We start from the raw sequence: 23519 nt of genomic DNA, 5'->3' as shown, positions 1-23519 counted from the left end.
CACCTTGCGCTCGCCGGGCGTTGCGACCTCCAAGCACGGCTAGCAGGCTGTTGAAAAACTCCAACCAGTCGCAATTTCGAACCGCCATCTACCCTCGCGACCCGGGTCTGAGGGCCAGAAAGTTGTCTGCAATGCGTCGGCGCAGTAGGCACAATCAGAATTTCAACAGCCTGCTAGACAATCGTGCATGCTTCGTTGAATGCCAGCCGATCACCGCGCGGATAGAGCTTTGATGGATCACCGTATCCGAGATTGCACAGAAAGTTCGATTTCACCGCGGTGCCCTTGAAGAACTCCGCGTCCACCTTCGCGGGATCAAATCCGGACATCGGGCCGCAATCGAGCCCGAGTGAACGCGCCGCAAGAATGAAATACGCGCCCTGAAGCGAGGAGTTCCGCAGCGCGATCGATTCGAGCGACGGCTCCGGCATTGCCTGAAAAACCGACGAAAGGTCCTTCGCTTTGAACAGCCGCGGCAGGTGCTGATAGAAGTGGATATCCATTCCGATGATCGCGGTCGCCGGCGCCGCCATCGTCTTCTCAACGTTGCCCGCATCGAGCGCCGGGCGCAGCCGTTCTTTTCCTTCCTTGGTCTTGACGAAGATGATCCGCATCGGAGACATGTTGGCGGACGTCGGCCCCATTTTCGCGAGGTCGTAAACCCGCTTCAGCAACTCGTCGTCCACGGCGCGCTGCTGCCACCCGTTGTGCGTGCGGGCTTTGCGAAAGATGAGATCGAGTCCTTCCTCGTTCAGCGTGCTCATGAAAGTCTCCCGTGAGTCAACCGCAAAAATATGCCGCCAATCGAGTCGCTTCCCAAGTTGCTGTGTCGCGCTGGTCCGTCGGCACGCGGAAAACCAGGATTGAGAAATCTGCCGTCGCGCTGAATGACTTCGCCGTCGGCTTCGATCGTTCCGCCGTTTCGGAGATCGCAGACCAGATCCCAGTGCAGGCCGGACTGGTTTGTATTGCCGGTTTCTGGGTAGCCGGCGCCGAGCGCGATGTGAAAAGTGCCGCCGATCTTTTCGTCGAAGAACGCGTTCTTCCAGATCTCGGTCAATTGATAATTGGTGCCGATTCCGATTTCGCCCGCGTTGCGAGATCCTTCGTCCATGTCGAGCAATTTGAGCAAGTGGTCTTGGCTCGTCGTGGCGCTTGCCTCGACCACTCGGCCGTCCCTGAAGCGCAGGCGAATGCCGTCCATTTCTTTGCCACGGTGCACCGCCGGAAAATTGAAAGTCACAACGCCATTCACATCGCGTGGACCGCTGAAGACTTCCCCGTCGGGAAAATTCTCGCCCCCGGCGCAATTGACCCACGCGCGGCTCGAAACATCGACCGTCAGATCGGTTCCTTCCAATCGGCCGCCAATCGCCGAAGCTGGGACGCGAAAGCGGAGGTGACTCTTCTTGGACAGAAAATCGCAGAGTGATTGCTGGCATGCGTGCAAACGGCGCCACTCCTGAAGCGGATCGGGCAAATGAAGAAATCCGGCGCGATACACGCGATCGGCGTATTGCTCGAGCGACATTTCCGCGTCTTGTGCCGCGGCATGGCCGGGAATCTCGGTGAGCACGTACCGCATACGATCTTCCGCGGCACGTCTCAGCGATTTGGCGATGAGACCGCGGCGGGCCGCTTGGGCGAGCACCGCGTTTGCGGCATCGATCCGACCCGGTGATCGCGTGTTCCGCGGCTGTTTGAGAAAAATGAGCACGTCGCAGTGCTCGAGTCTGAAATCCTCGAACGGGCAGATGTGTCGCAGTTGTACCTCGGTGCCGTATCTCAAAAGGAGTTCGTGAAGCGCATCGCTCCGAACATGAAAGCTCGGGTGCGCGCCGGCACGCAATGCTTCTTCGAACACAGCTTCGACGGCTTCCGAGCATCCGGTGTCGCCGACGATCGTGACGAGGTCGTTGGGCTCTACTCGTGCGCAGTGATGCACAAGCACGCGCGCGAGCTTGTCGAGAAGCGGATCTCGCATGGACCGATTCTACAGATTGCTTGTGCCATGAAACTGCACGCCGGATTTGTAACGGAGCAGATTCTATTGATCGCGTCAAAACAGCCGGCGGTTTCTGCCTTACTCTGGCAGCAAGGCAGAGCGCCGACTCATGCAGATTCGCATTTCGAACATATTGCCGCCAATTCTGATCGTCGGGCTCGGCGCGCTGGCCGGGTGCCAGACGCATCGAGCGCCGCTCGAAGGTCCGACAAGCGCCCATCCGGACTTCGGTCCCAATGTCTTTGTCTTCGATCCATCGATGCCGGATGTGCAGAAGCACGTCGATGCGGTCTTTGCGCGCCAGGAGAAGAGTCAGTTCGGAACAGATCGCTACGCGCTTCTCTTCAAGCCGGGGAAATACGACCTCGACATGCAGGTGGGTTTCTATACGCATGTCGCAGGTCTGGGCGCGACGCCCGACGATGTCGAGATCAACGGCGCGGTGCGAACGAATGCGAAGTGGATGAAGGGCAACGCGACCTGCAATTTCTGGCGGTGCGTCGAGAATCTCGCGATCGCACCGACCCAGATTGAAACTCCGAATATGTGGGCCGTATCGCAGGGCGCGTCCATGCGCCGCGTGCACGTGAAAGGCGACCTGGTTCTTGCCGATCACGGCTGGTCGAGCGGCGGCGTCCTTGCCGATTGCAAGATCGACGGCGAGGTCACTTCCGGTTCTCAGCAGCAGTGGTCTTCGCGCAACTGCAATTGGGGACAATGGTCCGGCGGCAATTGGAACATGGTTTTCGTCGGCTGCGAAAATCCGCCGGCCGGCGAGTGGCCCGAAAAGCCATTCACGGTGATTGACCGAGCGCCGATCGAGCGCGAGAAGCCGTACCTATTTGTTGAAGGCAGCCGCTATTTCGTCATGGTCCCGCCGCTTCGGCACGAAACTGTCGGAACGACGTGGGAATCAGATTCGCCGCGCGGCACCCCGATTGCGATCGAGCACTTTTACATCGCGAAATCCGATCGAGACAACTCAAGCTCGATCAACGTGGCGCTTGCTTCGGGCAAGCATCTGCTTCTCACACCGGGCATTTACAGAATCGATACCCCGATCCGCGTCTCCTCGCCGGGGACGGTGGTGCTGGGTCTGGGATATCCCACCCTAATCCCGGAGCGCGCTCAACCGGCGATGACGGTGGCCGACGTCAACGGAGTTCTGATATCCGGCATCCTGATCGACGCGGGGGAAGCGCCTTCGCCAACACTGCTTGAGGTCGGTGATCCCGATTCGTCTCTTTACCATGCCGCGGACCCGGTGTTTTTGTTTGATGTCTTCTGCCGCGCCGGCGGCGCTTCAATCGGCTCGGCGTGGAGTTTTGTCACGATCAATAGCCACAACGTGGTGGGGGACAACTTGTGGCTGTGGCGCGCCGACCATGGCGCGGGCGCGAAGTGGAACGTCAACGAGAATCAGAACGGCCTCATCGTCCGCGGTGATGATGTGACGATGTACGGTCTGTTCGTCGAACACTGCCAGGAATACCAGACGGTGTGGAACGGAAACGGAGGACGCGTTTTCTTCTATCAATCCGAGATGCCGTACGACCCGCCGTATCAGGAAGCATGGATGCACGATGGCGTGAACGGCTTTGCTTCGTACAAAGTTGCGGATCATGTGACCACGCACGAGGCGTGGGGGCTCGGGGTCTACTGCGTATTCTGGCGGGCGCCGATCATTGCGGACACCGCGATCGAAACACCGACCGGCCCGGGAATCAAGATGCGCCACTTGGTCACGATCCGCTTGAACGGGCATGCCGACAGCGGCATCTGCCATGTGATCAATGATCAAGGCGAGCCGGTTGTGTACGATAGAAAAGCCGTGATCGACTAGCGAACACTTGCGCGAGCGAGACGACAGCAAAGAAAACCCGCGCTCGGGCGCGGGCTGGTTTCACGCGATCACTCTGTGCGCGATCGCTACGTTTGCCGGTAAAATGTTTACGACGACTGACGAGTGAAATCGATCTTCATCATTTTGAATTCCTTGCCGCTCTTGGGATCGATCCCCCACATTTCGAGTGTCTTGGAATTCGGTCCCGTGATGGTCTCGACTTCGCGCATCGGCGTCTGCTTCTTGGTGATGGGGCAGTTGTACGTGTAGTTCCAGGTCAGGACCTTCCCGTTCTCAGAGAGTTCGCCCGTTCCCTGGAGCATGCCCGTGCTCATGTTGTCGATCCACGAAGAAACATACTGCTTGCTCACGTTGTCGAAGCCGTAGATGCCGAAGCCTGTGAAAGGTCCCATGCCGGGCATATCGCCGGTGATTTCACACTTGGTGTAGCGACCGTCCATGATGGGCGTGATCGTGGCCACGCACTCGCTCGCCATCGGCGGCGTGTCGGGCGCCATCCACATCTGGTTCTTTCCGTTCCACTTTCCGGCGCCCGACGCCAAGACCTTGTGCTGTTCGCCCGGAGTACCGGCTTCCATGCATGCCTGCATGTCCTGCGGCGTCCAGCCCGGCGGGAGCTGCATGTCCATTGGCTGACCGGCGGGCTTCATGTCCTTGGAAGGATCTCCCATGGCGATCGAGCCGACCGCCGCGAGAAGCCCGACGACTGAGATTCCCATTGCCACGATGACCGTTTGTTTGCTCATTGGTCGACTCCTGAAAAGGTCACGCCGATCCGCCACCCGAGGCGGAATGCGTGACACTTGATTCAGTGTACAACAAGTGTTCGGGTCTGCCCCGAAACTCGCGATTCGGCCAAAAAAACAAAGGATTGGGCCGGTTTCATCTGCGGATAGCATGCGCAGATGAGAACACGAAGCGCCGAGGACGTGATCGATCACTTTGTCGCCGTCGTCTTGAATCACATCGGGCGCGAGTATCCGAACAAGCTCGACCACGTGATGAACAACGCCGCGGAGGTCAAGGGTCCGCGCGAGCTTCACCCGATTTTCTACGGCTCTTTCGACTGGCACTCCTGCGTGCACGGGCACTGGCTGTTGATCCGCGCGCTGCGGCTGTATCCAGGGCTCTCGCAGGCGCGCGAGCTGCGCGGCTTGCTTGATGAGCGCTTCTCCACCGACAATGTTGCGAAGGAGGCCGAGTATCTCTCGCAGCCGCTCCGCGCCACATTCGAGCGTCCGTACGGCTGGGGATGGCTCCTCAAGCTGGCGGCAGAACTGAAGTCGCCTGCGGCGCCCGGTATTGATCCGAGCACTTCGGAATGTCTATTGAGGTGGAGTCAAGCACTTGCGCCGCTGACTGAGGCATTTGTTCAGCGATTCCTCGCGTTTCTGCCGAAGGCGACCTACCCGATTCGGGTCGGCACACACACGAACACAGCATTCGCCTTGGCGATCAGCCTCGATTATGCTCGCGCCGCGAAAAATCACGAGTTGGCGGATGCGTTCATCGGGAAGGCGCGACAGTGGTACGGCGCGGACGCACACTATCCGGCATGGGAGCCGGACGGTTCGGACTTTCTTTCGCCGTGTTTGGTCGAAGCCGAGTGCATGCGCCGCGTGCTGCCCCGGGAAGAGTTTCTCCCTTGGTTCGCTCGCTTTTTGCCCGATCTCCGCAATGAGGAACCTCGAACGCTCTTCACTCCCGCGTTTGTCAGCGACAGGACCGATGGCCAGATCACGCACCTCGACGGGCTCAACCTCAGCCGCGCGTGGTGCTGGCGGGCAATCGGCGAGACGCTTCCCGAAGGCGATCCGCGGCGGGAACTTGCGACCAAGGCGTACCAGACTCACCTCGATGCCGCGCTGCCGCACGTCACCGGCGACTACATGGGTGAGCACTGGCTCGCGACGTTCGCGATGCTCGCGCTGACGGAGCCGGCGTAGCGGACAGCGCCGGGGCCCTCGCCGATACCATTGGCCATGCTTCAACGTCGGCGTCCGTGGCGCGAAGAACTCGAGATCATCGACAAGACCATGAAGTCTGTTTCGGGCATCACCGACCCGAATCAGATGGTGGAGGTCTATTGGGACGGCGTCGGTGAACTCTGGCCGATGGACCATTACCTCTCGCTCTCTCGGCGCGGCGTCGATCCTCCGAAGTACCTGATTACCCGGTCATCGCGGTTTACCGAGCACTTCAATCCGTGGACGCAGCGCGAGAAGTTGCCGGTGTTGTCGGGCGGCATTCTCGGCGAAGTGGCCTATGCGGACAAGCCGCTTGTCATCACGGACTTGGACAAGCGGCTTGCGAAGGACGATCCGGCCTGGTTCTATCTCGAGGGATTTCACACGCTGATCGCGCTGCCGCAGTATGAAGACGGGAAGGGATTGAACATCGGGATTTCGCTGCTCGCGCCGGGTGAGGAATTCGATGAATCGATGCTGCCGATGATGCACTGGCAGGCGGGCTTGTTCGGGCGCGGCACGCAGAATCTCGTGCTCCGCAATCAGCTCGCGCTTGCGCTTGCGAATCTGGATCGAGAGTTGCAGGCAGTCGGCGAAATCCAGCGGTCGCTGCTCCCGAAGGAGCTCCCTCGGATCGACGGCTTCGACATCGCGGCGTGGTACCAGACGAGCGCCCGCGCGGGCGGCGATTACTACGACTTTTTCCCCATCGGTGAGAAGGAGTGGGGAGTCTTCATCGCCGACGTCTCGGGACACGGAACTCCGGCGGCGGTTCTGATGGCGATCACGCACGCGATCGCGCACACTCGACCGGGCTCGCCGAAGCCGGTGACGGAAGTGCTGGGCCATCTGAATTCACATCTCGCGAAGTCGTACACGCCGCTGGGTTCGTTCGTGACCGGTTTCTACGCGACACTCGATCCGGCGAGCGGAAAGTTTGTGTATTCCTCGGCCGGGCACAATCCGCCGCGGCTGCTGCGCGACGGCCGGATTCTGGAGTTGAATGAAGCGGGCGGTCTGCCGCTGGGCATTCTGGAAGATCAGTCGTATCCGGAAGCAACCGCGATGATCAAGCCGGGCGATTTGCTGCTTCTGTACACCGACGGAATCACCGAAGCAATGGCGCCGCCGAATCGGGAAGGTGCGAGAGAGCTCTTCGGCGAAGCGCGGCTTGATGAGTTGCTGATCCGCCACGCGAAGGACTCCGCGGAAGAATGCGTCGCACGAATTCAAGAAGAAGTCACCAGATTCCGTGCCGGAACCGCACCGACGGACGATCAGACTCTTGTCGCGATCCGCCGAACGAAGTAAGTCAAACCCGGCCGGAAGACTTTGCGGATGGGCTGTAGATTGCGACGCCCACGTCCTCCACCGTCACAAGCCCCCCGCTGACCATGCCCTCAAGCTCCGCGAGCAGGAGCGACACGTTTGCGGCGCTGTCGACGATCTGCACGACAATCGGAAGATCTTCGCTCAAGCGCAGAATCTTTGTTGTGTGGATGCGGCTGTCCGCTCCGAATCCCATCGGCCCCCGCAGAACTGTTGCGCCGGCGAGGTGCAATTCTCTCGCCTTGAGAACGATCTCCTCGTACAGGGGTTTCCCGTGCCACCGATCGGACTCGCCGATGTAGATCGTGAGCCGCCGGGCAGGAGCCGGCGGATGAAAGATTCCGTGTGCGAGGGGAGTTCCCATTCTCAGGCTCCATAGATCTTGTGCGCCGCGACGGCGCCCGCCCAAACCGCGACAAGACTCACAAACACGCTCGCCAGTACATACGCGCCGGCGCGAATCCACTCGCCCCGGGAGATGAGTTCGAGCGTCTCGCGGCCGAAGGTCGAGAATGTGGTGTAGCCGCCGAGCACTCCGATCAGAATCGCGATCCGGCATTCCTCGCGCACGAGCACCGGCCCCATCCACGCTGTCGCGAAAAACCCCATCGCGAGACACCCTGAAACATTGACGAGGAGGGTGCCGATCGGAAAAGTCGATCCCCACCAGTTCTGAACGGCAGCGCCGATCCAGTAGCGGAGCAACCCTCCTGCGCCAGCGCCGAGGAAGACGAGCGAGGAATTGAGAAGAACATTGACGGCCACGAAAACTCCTACGCAAACCGCGTGCGGAAAGCCCGCAACCAGTTGAGTAGGAGTCATCAGGTCGGCCCTTCGCGGGCGCCGGTTTCTCGCGGAGCGAGCGGCGGACTCCATCGCCATCAGATGTTAGACAACCAATCGGCGATCGAGTGGCGTGAGATCATCTCGAGAGGCGATTCCGCGCGCCGGACTTTCCTATAGTCGCCGTCCATTTTTGAAAAGGGATCTCATGCTCCGTCGCACGCACACATGCGGCCAACTCCGCGATTCTGATGTCGGTCAGACCGTCACACTGAACGGCTGGGTTCATTCGTACCGGGGCCACGGCACCGGGCTAGTCTTCGTCGATCTTCGCGACCGCTTCGGTCTCACTCAGCTCGTCTTCGATGGCGAGGATTCGCACAAAGCGATCCTGGACGCGGCGGACAAGCTGCGCCACGAGTACGTGGTTGCCGCGAAGGGCAAGGTGCGCATCCGCACGGGCGGCGAGAACCCGAAGCTCGCCACCGGCAAAATCGAGGTCGTCGTCGACGAGCTCGAGGTTCTGAACAAAGCCGAGACGCCCCCTTTTCTTCCCGACGACAACCCGCAGGGCGGCAAGCTGCCGAACGAGGAACTTCGCCTCGAGCATCGCTACATCGATCTGCGGCGTCCGAAGATGCAGCACATCCTCGGCACGCGCGCCAAGGCTCTCAAAGTCACGCGCGACTACTTCTACGAAAACGGGTTTCTCGAAATCGAGACGCCGATTCTGTACAAGAGCACGCCGGAGGGCGCGCGCGAATTCCTCGTGCCGAGCCGGCACCAGCCGGGCGAGTGGTACGCGCTGCCGCAGAGCCCGCAGCTCTTCAAGCAGATCCTGATGGTGGCGGGAGCGGATCGCTATTTGCAGATCTGCCGCTGCTTCCGCGACGAGGACCCGCGCGCCGACCGTCAAGCCGAGTTCACGCAGATCGACCTCGAGATGTCGTTTGTTCGGCGCGAGCACGTGATGGAGATGATGGAAGGTTTTGTGCGGCGTCTCTGGAAAGAGATGTGCAATTACGACGTGCCGCCGATCCGTCGCATGCCCTATCGCGAGGCGATGGAGGACTATGGGATCGATCGGCCGGACACGCGCTACGACCTCAAGATCAAGGACATTTCCGAGGTCGCGGCAAAGGCCGACTTCGGCGTCTTCAAGGATGCACTCGCGAAGGGCGCGGACCGCCCGAAGTTCAACAGCGGCAGAGGTGTTGTCAAGGCGTTGCGCGTGCCCGGCGGCGCGGAGAAACTGACGCGCAAAATCACCGACGGCTACACCGAGTTCGTCAAGGGGTTCGGTGCCGGCGGCGCTGCCGTGGTCAAGATGAACGCGCAGGGCGCGCTTGAAACCGGCATTGCCAAGTTCGTCGAGCCGATCAAGGCCGAACTCGTCGCGGCACTGGGCATGCAGCCCGGCGACACCGTGTTCTTCCTTGCCGATACGTATGCGGTGGCGACGAAGGCGATCGGCGAACTTCGTCAGAAGGTCGCTCGGGATATGGGCATGGTGCCCAAGCCGGGCGCCGAGGGCGGTCCGTGGAATTTCCTCATCGTCATCGACTTCCCGATGTTCGAGAAGAACAAGGAAACGGGGAAGTGGATCGCGATGCACCACCCGTTCACGGGACCGCGCGACGACCAGGCCGAGGCATTCGTCAAGGCGGATGTGGACGACGAGGTCACGATCGAGTCGATCGTGTCGGCGGGTTATGACATCGTGCTGAACGGCCAGGAGATCGCGGGCGGCAGCGTGCGCATTCATGATGGCGCAGTGCAGAGCAAGGTTTTCCAACTGCTGGGCATGTCGCCCGCGCAGGCGCAGGAAAAATTCTCTTTCCTGCTCAAGGCGCTTCAGTTCGGTGCACCGCCTCACGCCGGAATCGCGTTCGGATTCGATCGGCTCATCATGAACTTTGTCGGCACGGACAACATCCGCGATGTCATCGCGTTCCCCAAAACGCAGACCGGCGCCGACCTCATGACCAAGACGCCGTCGGCCGTGACGCCTCAGCAGCTCAAGGACTTGCATGTCGCCAGCACCTTTGTGAAGCCCGGCTGATTTCACCGGCGAATCAAGGGCTGGGCAAGAGAATGGTCCCGCCATTCTCGGCGTCCCGCTTTCCTTGAATGCATTCGAGAATCACATTGGCTACCGTTTCCGGCGCGAGCGCGCGACGACGAGGCAGGGTGTGCTCGGCGAAGAGACTCCGGAGAAGGGGAGTCTCAACGGCGCCGGGCGCGATCGCGAACGCGCGAACTCCGTGTCTGCCTTCTTCGTTCACGATGGACTTGACCATGAGCGACATGCTCGCCTTTGCCGCGGCGTAGGCGAACAAGCCCGGGAATGGGTTGACCACGGCCATTGACGCGACGTTGACGATGCAGCCCCCTCCCGAGGCGACGATGTGCGGGATTGCGCGAGCGATCGCGACGCACGGACCGATGGCGTTGAGCCGAAAGATGTGATCAATGTCCTCTGCAGAGTGTTCGGAGATGGGTTTCAAAAGTGTCCAGCCGGCGTTGTTGATGAGAACATCGATCCGCCCAAACCGGGTCGCCGCGTCGGCGATCATTCCCTCGACGGCATTGCTATTCGCCATGTCGGCCGAATGAATCGCGGCGTCGGGACACTCTTCTGCCGTTGCTTCGAGCTTTCTTCGATCGCGGCCCACCAGCATGAGCCGGAATCCCGCTGCGTGCAGAATTCGAGCTGTTTCCAGGCCGATTCCGGAGCCCGCCCCGGTCAAGATCGCGACTTTCTTGCCATGCTCGCTCATGCAACTGCCTCCGGAAGAGGACCGATCCTCCTTGGTCGAGTCGAATCACGGTAGACTTCCTCCGTGAGTCTCCGAATTGTGCCACTACTTGCCGCGTTCCTGCTGATCATCGGCGTGCCGTTTTTGCTGCGACCGGCCGGCGGCTCGTCGGTGCCGGCGAAGGATGGGCCGCGGCTGATCATCATCACGCCGCACGTGACCCAGATCTCGGCGGAGTTTGGCCCCGCATTCGAGGCGTGGCACCAGCGAAAGTACGGAACGCCGGTCTCGATCGACTGGCGCGGACCGCTCGGGACAAGCGAGATCATCAAGCTGCTGCAAAGTCAGTACACCGCGGCAATCAATAGCGGCGCGATCGCGCCGGACGGATCGTGCAAACCGGGGACGATCGACTACGACCTCGTGTTCGGTGGCGGCTCGTTCGACCACGGGCGCCTGAAATCCGGCGAAGGCGTGATCGTGAAGGTTGAGAAGGACGGGAAACAGGTTTCCAAGAACATCCCGATGTCGGTGCCTGCGGGGTTCACGCAGGCGCAGCTCGACGAGTGGTTCGGCAGGAACGAGATCGGCTCGGCGCTTCTCTACGACCCGGATCAATACTGGATCGGGAACGCCCTTTCGGGATTCGGAATCGTGTTTAACCGCGATCTGCTTTCGCGATTCGGGTTGAAAGATCCGACATCGTTCGAAGATCTCGCGAATCCAAAGCTTCAGGGAATGGTCGCGCTCGCGGACCCGCGGCAATCAGGATCAATCTCGACCGCATTTGATGCTGTTCTGAGCAACTACGGTTGGGAAAAGGGTTGGCGCCTCCTGCGGGAGATGTGCGCGAACGCCCGCTATTTCACCAATTCGTCGACGAAGCCGCCGATTGACATCAGCCTCGGAGAGGGCGCGATCGGCCTCGCCATCGATTTTTACGGACGCAGCCAAGCGCAGGCGATCGCGCGATCGGGAGAAGATCCGTCGCAGGTCCGTGTCGGATACATCGATCCGAAAGGAACGGCATCCATTGATGCTGATCCGGTTTCGATTCTGCGCGGCGGACCCAATCCGGAAATGGCGAAGCGATTCGTCGAATTTGTGCTCTCGATCGAAGGGCAGTCTCTCTGGAATTTCCGGACGCAGAATGCGGACTCACCTGTTCTGGACGGTGTCAAGCTCGGGCCGAAGCACTACGAGCTTCGTCGCATGCCGATCCGGCGGATCATGTACGAGAAATACTGGAAGTATCTGATCGATCAAGTCAATCCGTACGAGTTGGCGTCTTCGGTGAAACCAGCAGGCTGGCGATCTGCGATCGGCGTGATGATGGGTGCGTTTGCGATCGACAATTCCGAAGAGCAACGAGCCGCGTGGAAAGCGATCAACGAAGCTCGCGGTGATTCTTCCTTCCCAAAGACCGTGCTCGCGGAGATGGAGAAGACTTTCTACGCATGGCCTACCACGCTGGGAGCGGACGGCAAGGAGATCCCATTTACTCCTGAGACATTCCAGGCCGTGCGGAATACGTGGAAGGGCCCAGGAGCCCAGAGGCGCGCGGAAATCGCCTACACCAAGTTTTTCCAACAGCGGTATCTCGAAGTCGTGCGGCTCTTCGAACAGGCTCGCGCGAAGGAACAGTTGTGAGCGGCTCTATTCATGTGAAACTTGTGGCGCCTCGCCCGAAAATCATGCTCCGTTGATCGTTCAATTCCGGCCGATGATTCCGCCAACTACTCCAACCGCATTCACCAAGATTGTCGCAACGATCGGGCCGGGAAGCGATTCTCCTCCCGTGGTGCGCAAGCTGATCGAAGCCGGAGTCGCGATCTTCCGCTTCAACTTCTCGCACGGTGATTTCGCGGCACACGAGCGCCGGCTCGACACCGTGCGCCAAACTTCGGCGGAACTCGATCGGCCCATCGCGTGCCTCGGGGATTTGCAGGGACCCAAGATCCGCGTCGGCAAAGTCGAGCCGCCCGGGATTTCCGTCGAACCCGGTCAAACGGTGGTTTTTCGAAACGATCTTGAGATCGCGAGGGTTGAGAAATCCGGGGCGGGCGAACCGATCGCGGCTTTCCCGACCACCTACCCGGCAATTGTGCGTGAGGTCGAGCCCGGTCACAAGGTGCTGATCAACGACGGTGCGATCCGCTTGCTCGCGCTTCCGCGCGAACGCGACGGCGAGCTGCGCTGCACGGTCACACTCGGCGGCGGCGGGCTGATCACAAGCGGCAAGGGCATCAATCTGCCGCAGAGCGCGGTCTCGGCGCCCGCGATCACCGACCGGGATTGGGAGTGTGTTTCGTGGGCGGTCGAGAATCAACTCGATTTCCTCGCGCTCAGCTTCGTGCGCACAGCCGCGGAAGTGCTGGAATTGAAGGAGCGCCTGCAGAGCATCTGCCCCGTCACGCGATACGCGGACCTGAAAGGTGAGTCGGCCAGTATTCCGGTAATCGCCAAGATCGAAAAGCCGCAGGCGGTCGAGAACATTCGGGCGATCGTTGAGGCAGCCGACGGGATCATGGCGGCGCGTGGCGACCTCGGCGTCGAGATGGATATCGCCCAGGTGCCCGTCGTTCAGAAGCAGCTCATCGCGGAAGCGCACGCGTGGGGAAAGCCGGTCATCGTCGCGACGCAGATGCTCGAGTCGATGATCGAGAGCCCTTCCCCGACGCGAGCGGAAGCAAGCGACGTGGCGAACGCGGTCTTCGACGGGGCGGACGCCGTGATGCTCTCAGCCGAGACGGCGACTGGAAAGTGGCCGGTTGTTGTGGTGGAGACAATGCGTCGGATCGCCTCCGCCGCCGAAACGCGGATGTCGTTTGCGATCCAGCATCACGACGCCCCGCATCACCTCATTCAGAGCAAGTATCAGACCGCGGCGCTGGCACACGGTGCGTGGCAGATTGCTCGCGACGTCGGCGCGAAGGCCGTTGTTTGCTGGTCGCAAGCCGGCGGAACGGCGCGTTATCTCTCGCAGAACGATTTCGATATTCCGATCATCGCGTACTCGTCTTCGCACCGCGCGTGCCGCCGGATGGCCATCCTTCGATCGGTCACCGCGGTCTGCCTGAAGACGCCAGACGCGCCTTCGCCCTTGGCGCAGTGGAACGAGCAAATCGATCGATTCCTCGTGTCGCGAGGAATTGCCCGCCAGGGAGACTCGATCGTCATCGTCTGCGGCAGACCTCTCGGCGTCGCGAAGTCGGTCAATCTCGTTGCCGTGCACAAGGTGGGGGATGACGAGGCGGGGCTTCGATCGCACAAGCACGTGTGATTGATAGAGTTTGCACATGCATCGGAAGGCTGCGATCATTTCTCAGGGCGACGAAATAGTCATCGGGCAGACGCTCGACACCAACAGCAAGTGGATCGCGGCAAGGCTTCTCGATCTTGGGATCGTGCCGGTCGAACACGCCTCGCTGCCGGATGATCGCAACGCAATTGCCGCGGCGTTCGCGCGGCTCGCGGAGAGTGTGGACCTGATTGTCTGTACCGGCGGATTGGGACCGACGGAAGACGATCTCACGCGATTTGCCCTCGCGGACGCATCGAGCGACGCGCTCCTCGAAGATTCGGATGCGCTCGCGCAGATTGCGGCGTGGTTTTCCGCACGTGGGCGGCAGATGAACGAACTGAACCGCGTCCAGGCGCTGCGGCCGACGCGGGCCGAGTTTCTTCCCAATCTGTTCGGGACCGCCCCGGGAATCCGCTCGCGTATCGGAAGATGCGATGTGTTCTGCCTTCCCGGCCCGCCCCGAGAGCTTGCGGCGATGTTCGAGCGACTGGTGATTCCAAGACTGAAACCGGATCCGTCGCGAACTGTTCTGGTGCGTGTCCTTCACACGATCGGACTTGGCGAGTCGGACATTGCGCTGCGCTTCCGCGATGCGCCGGGCGGAGATTTGATGTCGCGCGATCGGATTCCGCTCGTCGGCACAACCGCGAGCAACAGCGTTGTGTCCTGCCGAATCCGATACGAGGGGCCCGTGTCGAACGCCGAAGCCAAGAAACTCGTCGCGCGCGACGAGGCCACGATTCGGGCCCTAATCGGCGAGGCCGTCTTCGGTACGGATGACGACACTTTGGCTTCGGTGATCGTGCAAGCGCTGCGCGAGCGCGGCCAGACAATTGCGATCGTTGAGAGTTGCACCGGGGGCCTTGTCGCGTCGCAGCTCACGGACGTCGCCGGGGCGTCGGACGTGTTTCGCGCCGGTTGGGTGACCTATTCAAACGAAACCAAGACCCGTGAAGTTGGGGTATCGGCGAATCTCTTCAAGGATTCCGGCAATTCCCCCGCACCGGGAGCAGTGAGCGCCGAAGTCGCTTTGGCGATGGCGACCGGCGGCATGACGGAAGCGAACGCCGACTACGCGGTTGCGATCACCGGGGTCGCGGGGCCCTCCGGGGGCACGGAACAAAAGCCGGTCGGCACGGTGTTCATCGCGCTCGCGTCGCGCGAGGCGGAGCCGGACATCAGGCGATTTGCGTTTACCGGCGATCGTGCCGCCATCCGAGAGTGGTCGGCTCGCGCGGCACTCGCGATGATCTGGCTCTCGCTCAGCGGTCGGCGCGGTGTCCGCCTGCTCAGGCAGGAGTGATGCCGTTGGTCAGGCGTCGATGCCGCATTCGTGAACAAGCACGCCGCCGACGATCGTCGCCACAGCGCGGCCGACGAGTTTGCGTCCCGCGAGCGGCGTGTTCTTGCTCTTGCCGACCATCTTGGCCGGATCGATCGACCATTTCGCGGTCGGGTCGATGATCGTGATATCCGCGGGCGCGTCCTTTTGCAGAGAACCAAGGCCGAGCGCATCAAGTCCGCAGAGTCTTGCGGGTTCGACCGTGAGAAGAGCGATCAGCCGCGGCCAGGAGATCGCGCCCGAATGCACGAGAGCTTCCGCGTAAAGCGGGAGCGCGCACTCGAGCCCGACGATTCCCATCGGCGCATCTTCAAACGGAAGAGACTTTTCTTCCGCGGAGTGAGGTGCGTGATCCGTGCCGAGAATCGTGATTGTTCCGTCGGCAACGCCCTCGACCAGCGCGTTGACGTCGATTGCTTCGCGAAGCGGCGGATTGACCTTGGCGAGCGTGTTGTACCCGTCGCACAAGTCGTCGGTCAGGAGCAAGTGGTGGGGCGATGCTTCGCCCGTCACCGGCAGACCGTCGCGACGCGCCTGGCGGATGATGTCGATCGAACCGGCGCTTGAAATGTGCTGCGCGTGGTAGCGGCAGGGGGAGCGCAAATGGCGCAGCAAGCGCACATCTCGCTCGATGATGATCTCTTCGGCCATGCGCGGCCATCCCGTCAAACCGAGCCGAGCCGAAACCGTTCCGGCGTGCATCGACGCGCCCTGCGTCAGGGTCGGTTCCTGGCAGTGCTGCATGAACGTCGAGCCGGTCTGGCTAATGGCGGCGAAGACGCGCGACATGACCTGCGCCGACGCGATGCAATCGCCGTCGTCGCTGAATGCGACCGCCCCGGCGCGATGCAGGAGCAGAATCTCCGCGATTTCGAGTCCTTTGCGTCCCTTGGTACCGGCCGCGACCGGAAACACGCGACACTGCGCCGTCAGATTCGCGCGGTCGTAGACAAATCGCACAAGTTCGGGCGTGTCGATCGCCGGGCTCGTGTTCGGCATGCAGCAGACACTTGTGAATCCGCCAACGACCGCGGCGCTCGTGCCGCTCTGAATGGTTTCTTTGTGCTCGTGCCCCGGCTCTCGCAAGTGAACGTGCGGATCGATCAGGCCCGGAGTCACGAGCAAACCGGTCGCATTGATCGCGAGCCCGCCCGATGGCGCATCGAGGTTCTTCCCGATCGCGCGGATCACGCCGCCTTCGACAAGCACATCGCACACTTTGTCGGTCTTCGAAGCGGGATCGACGACGCGGCCACCGCGAATGAGTAGACATCGCTGGGCCGGCATGGCTCGGAGCGCGACGGTGTTCTTGGGAGCGTCCTGGCGACTCTTGATCGTGGTTGTCGTGACGGTTTGTGGCGGCATCCGGTGGTGAGGATACAGACTGAAAGGAGGGCGCGCAGCAGAGGAGAAAACGCGAAATCGCCAGCTGCCCAGAGAGTGCGACTATTCCCGATTCCACAAGAAATGGCGGGTTTCGCGCAGCATTGTCGCGAGGTCGCCGCGCAGACAGTTCGCGGCCTATGCTCGTCTCCGCAGATTGCGGGGTGTAGCGCAGCTTGGTAGCGCGTTTGACTGGGGGTCAAAAGGTCGTGGGTTCAAATCCCGCCACCCCGATTCACGCATAAAGCCCCGCAGGCCAAGGACTTGCGGGGCTTTTGTTTTTGGAAGTTTGAACTTTCTCAACCGCCCGCGCCATTTTGAGGCTCGACTCGCATCCTGGTCGCCGGCATGAGAGCCACCACCATGTCCGGCTTTGCGGCTACTTCGCCGTGCCCATCTTCGCTCGAATCTCTTCCAGGAAGTTGACGATCAGGTCGATGCGGCTTACCCGCTCGTTCTCCCCTTCCAAGATGACCATCAGACGCCGCCATCATGTCCGCTCGTCGAGATCTGCACGCGCCCGCTCGCGGCGTCCTTCGCGCCAGACCCTGCGCCGGTGAAGCGCTGCGCGTATAGCTCGTGACGCCCGGACTCAACCGAGCAGAACACCACCCACTTGCCGTCGGGCGAAAACCGCAGCGCGTGTTCATCGACCGGCGAGTTCAAATATGGTGTGCATTTCCACTCCGTGCTGTCCGGTTCCTGCTCCAGCATCAGCACATCACTCTTGTTGGTCTTGATGTCGGACTGGACGATCGCCAGGATCTTGCCGTCGGGTGACCACGCACTCGGAGCCACAAACAGCTGTTGAGCGATCGGGGTCGCAAACATCTTCGCGGCTCCGCCCGACGGGACCGCCGGTCGCTCCCAGATCGAAAATTCTTTGTTCGTAAAAGTGCTGTACGCGATCTGCCGCCCGTCGTTGCTCCACATCATGCCGTCCGTCATGCCCTCGACCGGGAGCCGTGTCGTGGTCTGCGTTTCAAATCTTGTATCCACACTTGAGTACCCAAATCGTCCGGGCTGGTGCTTTCCTGGGTGGCAATCAATCGCTCACCGTCCGGCGATATTGCAATGCTTGAATAGGACCGCGCCGGTGCGGGGACGGGCAGTGGAACGGGTGCCAGTTCGAGTGGCGCGAATTGAAGAACCCGAAAAAAACCGGCGCGACGGTTTGGAGCGCTTTCAAAGCTGACACGAAGTACTTCGGGGCAGGCAAGCAGGGGCACATGATCAACTACCGGGTCGCCGACTTAAGGAAGATGCTGTCACAGCTGAAGAAAGAAGGCGTGTGGGTCGATCCGCAAACCCAGGATTCCGAATTTGGAAAGTTCGGCTAGATCAAAGATTGCGAAGGTAATCGAGTCGAATTGTGGGAGCCCCCTGTGCCGCGTCGGAAAACCGCCACCAAACGAAAACGCCGGAAGTGACTTCATAGCTGCGATCGCCGCCAGCGAAATTCCTGCATCTTCGGATCGTCGTTTTTGGCACCGATCGGTCAAACTCGCACGGCCAATACGCCGCGTAGGGTCCGAAAGGTGAGGTACGCAAGTGCCGCGATGCAGAAACCGATCAACCCGAACCGAATCGCCGTCGCGGCAGAAAGAGAAAGGCCGATTCCCGAAATCAGCAGCACGTATCCCGCGATACAACCCGGGCACTTCGGGATCAGCGCAAGCGTTGCGACCGGAACGACCCATTCGATCGTGCGCAGAGCGCGCCGGAAATAGGTACGCGTCAGCGGAAAACTCTGATCGACGTGCGTCGCCCGCGCAGGGTTACCCGGCGCCACGGGCGCTTCGTTGGTGCAGCAATTCATGCGTTGCCCTTTGTGAAATTGCGGATCGGTCAGCGCGGGAGCGGAGACGTGATGCCGGGCCTCTCGAGCCAAGGATCGACAAAGGCCGTGTCGTCATAGCGATCGTGATGACGCAGCCAGCCCATGCCGCCGGTCTGTGCTTCGTCACGGCCCTTTGGAGTGACGTCGATGAACCGGTACGCGGTCAGGAAATTTTCCAAGCCGCGAGCAAACGACGAATACGTGTGGAAGACTTCGTTCCGATCGTTCTTGATGAAAACGGACAAGCCGGGCAGTTCGCGGATCGGATAGGGCTTGTCGGTGAAGTTGTACGTCGCCTTGCCGCCGGTCAGCTCATCATCGGTGAATGACACACCGAAGTCGCGGCCGAAGTCGTTGTCCGCGCCGGAGACCCATGGAAATGTCCATCCCATTCGCTTTCGGAATTGCTCGATCTTGTCGATCGGGGCTTTCGAAACGGTGAGGAATGAGATGTCGCGCTGTGCAAGGTGCACGACGATCCCGTTGTAATGGTCTGCGATGAATGAACATGATTTACAACCCTGCGTCCATGTCGGGTCGAACATGAAGTGGTAGACGACGAGCTGGGGCTTGTCACCGAAAAGATCGGCGAGCGATCGCTTGCCGCGTGGCGAATCAAACACATACGACTTGTCCACCTTCACCCATGGCAGATTGCGGACCTTGTCAGCGACGGCATCGCGACGATGAGTGAGTTCTTTTTCTTCCGCCAGTAGCGTGATGCGCTCGCGGAGCCATTCGTCGCGCGAGACGATGCGACGACCGGTGAAGGGATCGGCCGCGGCGGATTGTGCAGTTTGCGGGCTCATGTGTTTCCTTTCTTACTTGTGCGCAGAGGTTCAGGGACCGTGACGGATCAGCGGGACTTGGCTTTGCGTTCGGCAACCTGCTTGATGCGCCCGATCGCCATTTGCCAGCCTTCCGGCATGCCGCTCTTGTGCTCGGGCGTGATCAATCCCATCGCGCGGTGCACAAAGGACAACCGCGTCCCTCCGTTCTCCGCCTTCAGCCGATACTGGACGTGATTGATCGCCGGGTAGGACATGGGCATCGGCCCGATGAGTTCGAGAAGTAGGGGCGCCTTGATCACCTGAACGTGCGCCCAGAGGTGGCCGTACTTATGACCGCCAGTCTCTCCCAAGTCCCGATAGAGGCGGCCGCCCGGCCACGGTTCGATCTTCATCGGGAATGGAGTTCCATCCGGGAGTTGGCTCCCCGGACCGAGTTCTTCCAGGATCGTTCCGAAAGTGATTTCCGGGGACGCCTCAATGAAGGTCTCCTTGCGGATTTCCAGAGATTGAACGGGCTGATTGTCGCTCGATGAGACGATGGAATCGGACAGTTGCGCGGGTGCGGTCGGCATGGTCATTCCTTTCGTGATTTGCCGGGTTTGATCGGGCGGATCTGTTTCGCTTGAGCGGCGGACTTTTCGGAGCGTTCCTTGATTCTCTGGACTTGGTGAAGCCAGAAAATCCTGTAAGCCTCTCGCCACGCGGCCGCCAAACCGATTGTGCTGCCATTCAGCCGATTCACAATTGATTCTCTTCGATCGGAGCGGCTGGCGTGAAGCGGACGGAGACGGGCGAGAAACCGGGTGCAGGCCTGACGCCGTCTGCGGCAGACACCCGCCGCGTCACAAATATATTCCGATACGAGTATATGTCAAGTTCGAATTCCCGTTCCCTTTGAAAATCATGCTCTCGGCGTGGATTCGTCGGGAATGGCAGAATTGGTTCCCGCCTCCTCTGGGGTACGCTTGCCCATGTCAAGTGCTTTCTGGAACGAGCGATACGCCGCCAGCGAGTTGGTCTACGGCGAGGAAGCGAACTCTTTTCTCCGTGAGATGGGCGCTTTGCTCCCTCGAAAGGGGCGGGCCCTCGACATCGGCGCGGGGGAAGGACGCAACGCCCTCTTTCTTGCTTCGCTCGGCCTTGATGTTCTGGCCGTCGACCAGAGCGAGGTCGGAATGCAGAAAGCGGCGCGACGCGCAAAAGAGAAGGGGCTGCATCTCCGCACGCGGGCAATTGATCTGCAGGACTTCGATGTTGAAGCGAATTCGCTCGACGTGGTCAGTTCGATCTTCGTTCACTTGCCCGCCGCGCTTCGCGCAAAGGTTCACGCTCGCGCGCAGCGCTGGCTCAAGCCCGGAGGCGTGTTCATTCTCGAGGCGTACGCGCCCGATCAGATCCAGCGGAACACGGGAGGACCGAAGGACCCTTCCTTGCTCGCGCCTCTCGACACCATTTTGAACGAACTCTCGGGGATGAATATCGAACGCCAGGTCGCAATCGTGCGAGACGTGACCGAAGGGCAATTTCACTCCGGCGAAGCGTCGGTCGTTCAAGTGCTGGCCCGAAAAAAGAAGTAGACCCATGGATGTTCAATTCTCGTCGGCGGCTTCGAAGGCGAAGTGTTCGCCGAGCTTGCGGTCCAGTGTTCTTTCGTGAACGGCGTTTCCGGGCGCCGTTGAAGGTCAGGCCGCTCGTGTCGTCATGCCAAAGAAGTTCCAATTCATGTCGAAAGGACCGGCACTCGTCCGACAGCAACGAGATTGCTCCGCCGCTAGGCTAAAAGCAGAATGGAGCCCAGGCCGAGATTAAGTTTCAGCATCCGAAACGGGACAGCGGGGGATGCTCCGTCCATTGCGGAACTCATTGGCGAGCTTGGGTTCCAGATCGGCCTGCCCCAGCTTTCGGCAAAGCTCGCGGACTCTTGCTTTGCCAACGCGTGCCTCGTCGCGGAATCTCAATCGAAGGTCGCCGGAGTCGCCACAACGCACATCACCCCCGTGCTGCACCGTTCCAAGCCTGTCGGACGCGTCACCATGCTCGTGGTTTCCGAAACAATGCGCGGTCACGGAATCGGGCGCTCGCTTGTCGAAGAAGCGGAGCGCCGGCTCTCCGGTGCGGGCTGCGGACTCATCGAGATCACCTGCAACGATTCGCTCGAGGACGCGCACTCCTTTTACGAACATCTTGGATACAGACGAACCAGCGTTCGATTCTTCAAGCCGATCGACAACTCCGGACAATCGTCTACTCGCAAATGAGCAGGTTGTACGCCGCGGCGAACGCGACAAAGTCATCGTCGTCCGTATCTCCGTCGCCGTCGAAATCGGCAGCGGCGGTGACGAGAATGTTGTAGTACTTGGCGAACTCGACGAAGTCGAAGTCGTCAACAACGCCGTCGCCACCCCCCGGCGGGTATAGATCGGCGTCGCAGCCGGCCTCATACGCTCCGATGTCGGCGACGTTCACATTCGGCCGCACGAAATAGCGCTGATCAAGCGGAAGAATCAAACCGGTGTGGTCGACGACCCCGTTTGGATCGGCGGCACCGATCGCGACACTCTTGAAATACAGGCGATGCGTCGGTGTGGGGCCGCCGTTGTTCTGAAGCGCGCCGAGGTACGGATTGATAAACATTCCCCCAGCGGTCGGATGAATGTCAGATGGTTGAGAAAGGCTGAACGCTCCCTGCGTATCGAGGTTGTAGCCCTGCGAAAGAACCGTTTGCCCGGAAGGCGCTGTGTAGTTGGATGAGGCGGGAGCGGCCGGGTAATTCGACAGAAGCGAATTCCGGACAACCACAACCGGGAGGAATCCGATGTCGCCGCTGGAGATGCTGTCGCCGGCGTTCGCGATGTTCTGATGGAAGGTGCACGAACTGATTTCAGCGAAACCATTCGAAGCGTTGTGGAGCCCGCCGCCGGTCTGAGCGGGGGCCATATTGCCCGAAATCGTCGAGTCGACCAGATAGAGCGTGGCGAACGAATAAATGCCGCCGCCACCCGAACCCGGGACCGGTCCGACGGCGTGGTTTCCCGAGATTGTTGAATGTCGGACTTCGAGAGTTCCGGCGTTGTAGAAGCCTCCGCCGGAGTCGGAGAAGTTCGATTCAATCAAGGAATCTTGCACGTAAGCGGACGAAAGCCCCGCCACGAGCATCCCTGCGCCCAGAAACGCGCCGTTCAGCCGCACGGTGCTGTTGAGAAGCTTGACCGTCCCGCGGTTCTCAATCCCTCCACCAGATGCTCCGGGACTGGTCATGTTGTTCTCGATCACACAATCCGTCAGGGTAAGGTCGCTGCGGTTGGCGATTCCTCCACCCGATCCGCCGCCGACAGCGTTACCCGAGCGATTGTCCATGAACGACGTCTTGAAGGCCGTGACAAACGGGCCCGGGGTCCCGATGTTGAGTCCGCCGCCGCGGCCTCCCGAGGTATTCGAGCTGATATTGCATCCGGTCATGGTGAGCCGGGTTCCTTGAAACTCGATTCCGCCGCCGGAGCCTTGGCAGTTGTTGAAGATCACGTTGGTATCGGTGAGGGTGAGATCTCCAAAGCTCAGGATCCCGCCCCCGTCGGCGCCTGCGGCACCAACCGCACTGCAGAATCCGACTTCGACGCCTTCCATGGTGACGACAGTGCCGCTTTCCTGGCGCAGCCCTCCTCCTCCGACGCTGTTGGCGGATTCGATGAACAGATTTCGAAACGTCGCCCGACCGCCTCCAAGCACATGAAAGACTCGATCGCCGGTCATTGAACCCCCGACGACAGTCGGTGGGCCGGGAAGCGGGGGAGCGCCGATGATTTCGACGGTGATTCCGTTGATGTCGAGATCACCCGCTGCCGCGGAATTCTCTCCCGCCCCCGGCACGGTGAGGTTGAAGTTGCCTGATGGAAGAATGATCTTCCAGTTGCCTCCGTTGAAGTTGGCGTGCATCAGGATCGCACGCAACGTCATCTGGTTCCCGGCAGCGATCGGGTCGGCGTCGATCTGTCCGTCGGTCACGTCAAAGTCCGGCGCGTCATAGAAAACATTTGGGCTAACGGTGATCTGGCCGAGTGCGTTTGAAGAGATGGCGAACAGCGAGACGGTCATGAACGTCGCGGCGAGTCGCATAGGCACCTCCGTTTGTGAGCTTGGACCGCTTATAACAGC

Annotated in this window: 22 protein-coding genes and 1 tRNA gene; 11 read left to right on the top strand and 12 right to left on the bottom strand. The window is 60.7% G+C overall.

Features of this window, described 5'->3' with window-relative positions; genetic code table 11:
- Positions 1 to 173 precede the first annotated feature (173 nt).
- Positions 174 to 764 carry a malonic semialdehyde reductase gene (locus KF691_08885; protein ID MBX3389555.1) on the bottom strand — a complete coding sequence of 197 codons (591 nt, stop codon included), beginning with the start codon at positions 762 to 764 and terminating at the stop codon, positions 174 to 176.
- On the bottom strand, positions 761 to 1984 hold the full coding sequence (locus tag KF691_08880) for an aminopeptidase (GenBank protein MBX3389554.1): 1224 nt from the start codon (positions 1982 to 1984) through the stop codon (positions 761 to 763). Before KF691_08880 ends, KF691_08885 begins: the two co-directional genes overlap by 4 nt.
- A 130-nt stretch (positions 1985 to 2114) precedes the next feature.
- Between KF691_08880 and KF691_08875 the strand changes: the two genes are divergently transcribed.
- On the top strand, positions 2115 to 3848 hold the full coding sequence (locus KF691_08875; GenBank protein MBX3389553.1) for a hypothetical protein: 1734 nt from the start codon (positions 2115 to 2117) through the stop codon (positions 3846 to 3848).
- Between the two features lie 107 nt (positions 3849 to 3955).
- On the opposite strand, the gene KF691_08870 is transcribed toward KF691_08875, so the two are convergent.
- Positions 3956 to 4615: a DUF1579 domain-containing protein gene (locus KF691_08870; GenBank protein MBX3389552.1), complete on the bottom strand. Its 660-nt coding sequence runs from the start codon at positions 4613 to 4615 to the stop codon at positions 3956 to 3958.
- Between the two features lie 159 nt (positions 4616 to 4774).
- Between KF691_08870 and KF691_08865 the strand changes: the two genes are divergently transcribed.
- Both KF691_08865 and KF691_08860 read left to right on the top strand, forming a co-directional pair.
- Positions 4775 to 5815 (top strand): DUF2891 domain-containing protein, encoded by a 1041-nt coding sequence (locus KF691_08865; protein MBX3389551.1) that lies wholly within the window; start codon positions 4775 to 4777, stop codon positions 5813 to 5815.
- A 36-nt stretch (positions 5816 to 5851) separates the two neighbouring features.
- Positions 5852 to 7147: a PP2C family protein-serine/threonine phosphatase gene (locus tag KF691_08860; protein ID MBX3389550.1), complete on the top strand. Its 1296-nt coding sequence runs from the start codon at positions 5852 to 5854 to the stop codon at positions 7145 to 7147.
- A 1-nt stretch (position 7148) separates the two neighbouring features.
- Here the strand turns inward: KF691_08860 and KF691_08855 are convergent, their stop codons facing one another.
- A complete protein-coding gene (locus KF691_08855) occupies positions 7149 to 7529 on the bottom strand; it encodes a DUF190 domain-containing protein (protein ID MBX3389549.1) in 381 nt (126 codons plus the stop codon).
- Between the two features lie 2 nt (positions 7530 to 7531).
- Entirely contained in the window at positions 7532 to 7930 is a 399-nt protein-coding gene (gene crcB / locus KF691_08850; GenBank protein ID MBX3389548.1) for a fluoride efflux transporter CrcB, read from the bottom strand.
- A 226-nt stretch (positions 7931 to 8156) separates the two neighbouring features.
- Between crcB and aspS the strand changes: the two genes are divergently transcribed.
- Positions 8157 to 10010, top strand: a complete 1854-nt coding sequence (aspS, locus tag KF691_08845) for an aspartate--tRNA ligase (protein ID MBX3389547.1) — start codon at positions 8157 to 8159, stop codon at positions 10008 to 10010.
- Positions 10011 to 10023: 13 nt separating this feature from the next.
- On the opposite strand, the gene KF691_08840 is transcribed toward aspS, so the two are convergent.
- Positions 10024 to 10728, bottom strand: coding sequence for an SDR family oxidoreductase (locus tag KF691_08840; protein MBX3389546.1), 705 nt, complete (start codon positions 10726 to 10728; stop codon positions 10024 to 10026).
- A gap of 63 nt (positions 10729 to 10791) precedes the next feature.
- On the opposite strand from KF691_08840, the gene KF691_08835 reads away from it, so the two are divergent.
- The 3 genes from KF691_08835 (at position 10792) to KF691_08825 (ending at position 15314) form a co-directional block, all read left to right on the top strand.
- Positions 10792 to 12357 carry an extracellular solute-binding protein gene (locus KF691_08835; GenBank protein ID MBX3389545.1) on the top strand — a complete coding sequence of 522 codons (1566 nt, stop codon included), beginning with the start codon at positions 10792 to 10794 and terminating at the stop codon, positions 12355 to 12357.
- Between the two features lie 73 nt (positions 12358 to 12430).
- The gene (gene pyk / locus KF691_08830; GenBank protein ID MBX3389544.1) at positions 12431 to 13990 is read left to right on the top strand and encodes a pyruvate kinase; all 1560 of its coding nucleotides are present in this window, start codon (positions 12431 to 12433) and stop codon (positions 13988 to 13990) included.
- A 16-nt stretch (positions 13991 to 14006) separates the two neighbouring features.
- A complete protein-coding gene (locus tag KF691_08825; protein MBX3389543.1) occupies positions 14007 to 15314 on the top strand; it encodes a CinA family nicotinamide mononucleotide deamidase-related protein in 1308 nt (435 codons plus the stop codon).
- A 9-nt stretch (positions 15315 to 15323) separates the two neighbouring features.
- Here the strand turns inward: KF691_08825 and KF691_08820 are convergent, their stop codons facing one another.
- Positions 15324 to 16718 carry a dihydroorotase gene (locus KF691_08820; GenBank protein ID MBX3389542.1) on the bottom strand — a complete coding sequence of 465 codons (1395 nt, stop codon included), beginning with the start codon at positions 16716 to 16718 and terminating at the stop codon, positions 15324 to 15326.
- A 178-nt stretch (positions 16719 to 16896) separates the two neighbouring features.
- On the opposite strand from KF691_08820, the gene KF691_08815 reads away from it, so the two are divergent.
- Positions 16897 to 16970: transfer RNA gene (locus KF691_08815), tRNA-Pro, on the top strand.
- A 243-nt stretch (positions 16971 to 17213) separates the two neighbouring features.
- Here the strand turns inward: KF691_08815 and KF691_08810 are convergent.
- Entirely contained in the window at positions 17214 to 17735 is a 522-nt protein-coding gene (locus KF691_08810; GenBank protein ID MBX3389541.1) for a PD40 domain-containing protein, read from the bottom strand.
- 143 nt (positions 17736 to 17878) lie between these two features.
- Between KF691_08810 and KF691_08805 the strand changes: the two genes are divergently transcribed.
- Positions 17879 to 18076 carry a hypothetical protein gene (locus KF691_08805; protein MBX3389540.1) on the top strand — a complete coding sequence of 66 codons (198 nt, stop codon included), beginning with the start codon at positions 17879 to 17881 and terminating at the stop codon, positions 18074 to 18076.
- Between the two features lie 158 nt (positions 18077 to 18234).
- Here KF691_08805 and KF691_08800 read toward each other — a convergent pair whose 3' ends face one another.
- Genes KF691_08800 through KF691_08790 form a run of 3 tightly spaced genes read right to left on the bottom strand, consistent with a single transcriptional unit; the run spans position 18235 to position 19939 of the window.
- Positions 18235 to 18555 carry a hypothetical protein gene (locus tag KF691_08800; GenBank protein ID MBX3389539.1) on the bottom strand — a complete coding sequence of 107 codons (321 nt, stop codon included), beginning with the start codon at positions 18553 to 18555 and terminating at the stop codon, positions 18235 to 18237.
- Between the two features lie 29 nt (positions 18556 to 18584).
- Positions 18585 to 19385, bottom strand: a complete 801-nt coding sequence (locus tag KF691_08795) for a DUF899 domain-containing protein (protein MBX3389538.1) — start codon at positions 19383 to 19385, stop codon at positions 18585 to 18587.
- Positions 19386 to 19432: 47 nt separating this feature from the next.
- Positions 19433 to 19939 (bottom strand): SRPBCC domain-containing protein, encoded by a 507-nt coding sequence (locus tag KF691_08790; protein ID MBX3389537.1) that lies wholly within the window; start codon positions 19937 to 19939, stop codon positions 19433 to 19435.
- Between the two features lie 399 nt (positions 19940 to 20338).
- Between KF691_08790 and KF691_08785 the strand changes: the two genes are divergently transcribed.
- Positions 20339 to 20944 carry a class I SAM-dependent methyltransferase gene (locus KF691_08785; protein MBX3389536.1) on the top strand — a complete coding sequence of 202 codons (606 nt, stop codon included), beginning with the start codon at positions 20339 to 20341 and terminating at the stop codon, positions 20942 to 20944.
- A gap of 210 nt (positions 20945 to 21154) precedes the next feature.
- The gene (locus tag KF691_08780; protein ID MBX3389535.1) at positions 21155 to 21625 is read left to right on the top strand and encodes a GNAT family N-acetyltransferase; all 471 of its coding nucleotides are present in this window, start codon (positions 21155 to 21157) and stop codon (positions 21623 to 21625) included.
- Here the strand turns inward: KF691_08780 and KF691_08775 are convergent.
- Positions 21612 to 23480: a hypothetical protein gene (locus KF691_08775; protein ID MBX3389534.1), complete on the bottom strand. Its 1869-nt coding sequence runs from the start codon at positions 23478 to 23480 to the stop codon at positions 21612 to 21614. The two genes, KF691_08780 and KF691_08775, sit on opposite strands and share 14 nt — an antisense overlap.
- Positions 23481 to 23519: the final 39 nt, after the last annotated feature.

The organism is Phycisphaeraceae bacterium (assembly GCA_019636555.1).
In the GTDB taxonomy this organism is placed as follows: Bacteria; Planctomycetota; Phycisphaerae; order Phycisphaerales; family UBA1924; genus JAFEBO01.
Note: the sequence above shows the minus strand (reverse complement) of the source record. Positions and strands in the feature narration are given on the sequence as shown.

What these genes read in the sequence shown, in the direction of transcription:
- KF691_08885 (MBX3389555.1), bottom strand. Translation starts at nt 764, where the DNA reads ATGAGCACGCTGAACGAGGAAGGACTCGATCTCATCTTTCGCAAAGCC.
- KF691_08880 (MBX3389554.1), bottom strand. Translation starts at nt 1,984, where the DNA reads ATGCGAGATCCGCTTCTCGACAAGCTCGCGCGCGTGCTTGTGCATCAC.
- KF691_08875 (MBX3389553.1), top strand. Translation starts at nt 2,115, where the DNA reads ATGCAGATTCGCATTTCGAACATATTGCCGCCAATTCTGATCGTCGGG.
- KF691_08870 (MBX3389552.1), bottom strand. Translation starts at nt 4,615, where the DNA reads ATGAGCAAACAAACGGTCATCGTGGCAATGGGAATCTCAGTCGTCGGG.
- KF691_08865 (MBX3389551.1), top strand. Translation starts at nt 4,775, where the DNA reads ATGAGAACACGAAGCGCCGAGGACGTGATCGATCACTTTGTCGCCGTC.
- KF691_08860 (MBX3389550.1), top strand. Translation starts at nt 5,852, where the DNA reads ATGCTTCAACGTCGGCGTCCGTGGCGCGAAGAACTCGAGATCATCGAC.
- KF691_08855 (MBX3389549.1), bottom strand. Translation starts at nt 7,529, where the DNA reads ATGGGAACTCCCCTCGCACACGGAATCTTTCATCCGCCGGCTCCTGCC.
- aspS (MBX3389547.1), top strand. Translation starts at nt 8,157, where the DNA reads ATGCTCCGTCGCACGCACACATGCGGCCAACTCCGCGATTCTGATGTC.
- KF691_08840 (MBX3389546.1), bottom strand. Translation starts at nt 10,728, where the DNA reads ATGAGCGAGCATGGCAAGAAAGTCGCGATCTTGACCGGGGCGGGCTCC.
- pyk (MBX3389544.1), top strand. Translation starts at nt 12,431, where the DNA reads ATGATTCCGCCAACTACTCCAACCGCATTCACCAAGATTGTCGCAACG.
- KF691_08825 (MBX3389543.1), top strand. Translation starts at nt 14,007, where the DNA reads ATGCATCGGAAGGCTGCGATCATTTCTCAGGGCGACGAAATAGTCATC.
- KF691_08820 (MBX3389542.1), bottom strand. Translation starts at nt 16,718, where the DNA reads ATGCCGCCACAAACCGTCACGACAACCACGATCAAGAGTCGCCAGGAC.
- KF691_08800 (MBX3389539.1), bottom strand. Translation starts at nt 18,555, where the DNA reads ATGAATTGCTGCACCAACGAAGCGCCCGTGGCGCCGGGTAACCCTGCG.
- KF691_08795 (MBX3389538.1), bottom strand. Translation starts at nt 19,385, where the DNA reads ATGAGCCCGCAAACTGCACAATCCGCCGCGGCCGATCCCTTCACCGGT.
- KF691_08790 (MBX3389537.1), bottom strand. Translation starts at nt 19,939, where the DNA reads ATGCCGACCGCACCCGCGCAACTGTCCGATTCCATCGTCTCATCGAGC.
- KF691_08785 (MBX3389536.1), top strand. Translation starts at nt 20,339, where the DNA reads ATGTCAAGTGCTTTCTGGAACGAGCGATACGCCGCCAGCGAGTTGGTC.
- KF691_08780 (MBX3389535.1), top strand. Translation starts at nt 21,155, where the DNA reads ATGGAGCCCAGGCCGAGATTAAGTTTCAGCATCCGAAACGGGACAGCG.
- KF691_08775 (MBX3389534.1), bottom strand. Translation starts at nt 23,480, where the DNA reads ATGCGACTCGCCGCGACGTTCATGACCGTCTCGCTGTTCGCCATCTCT.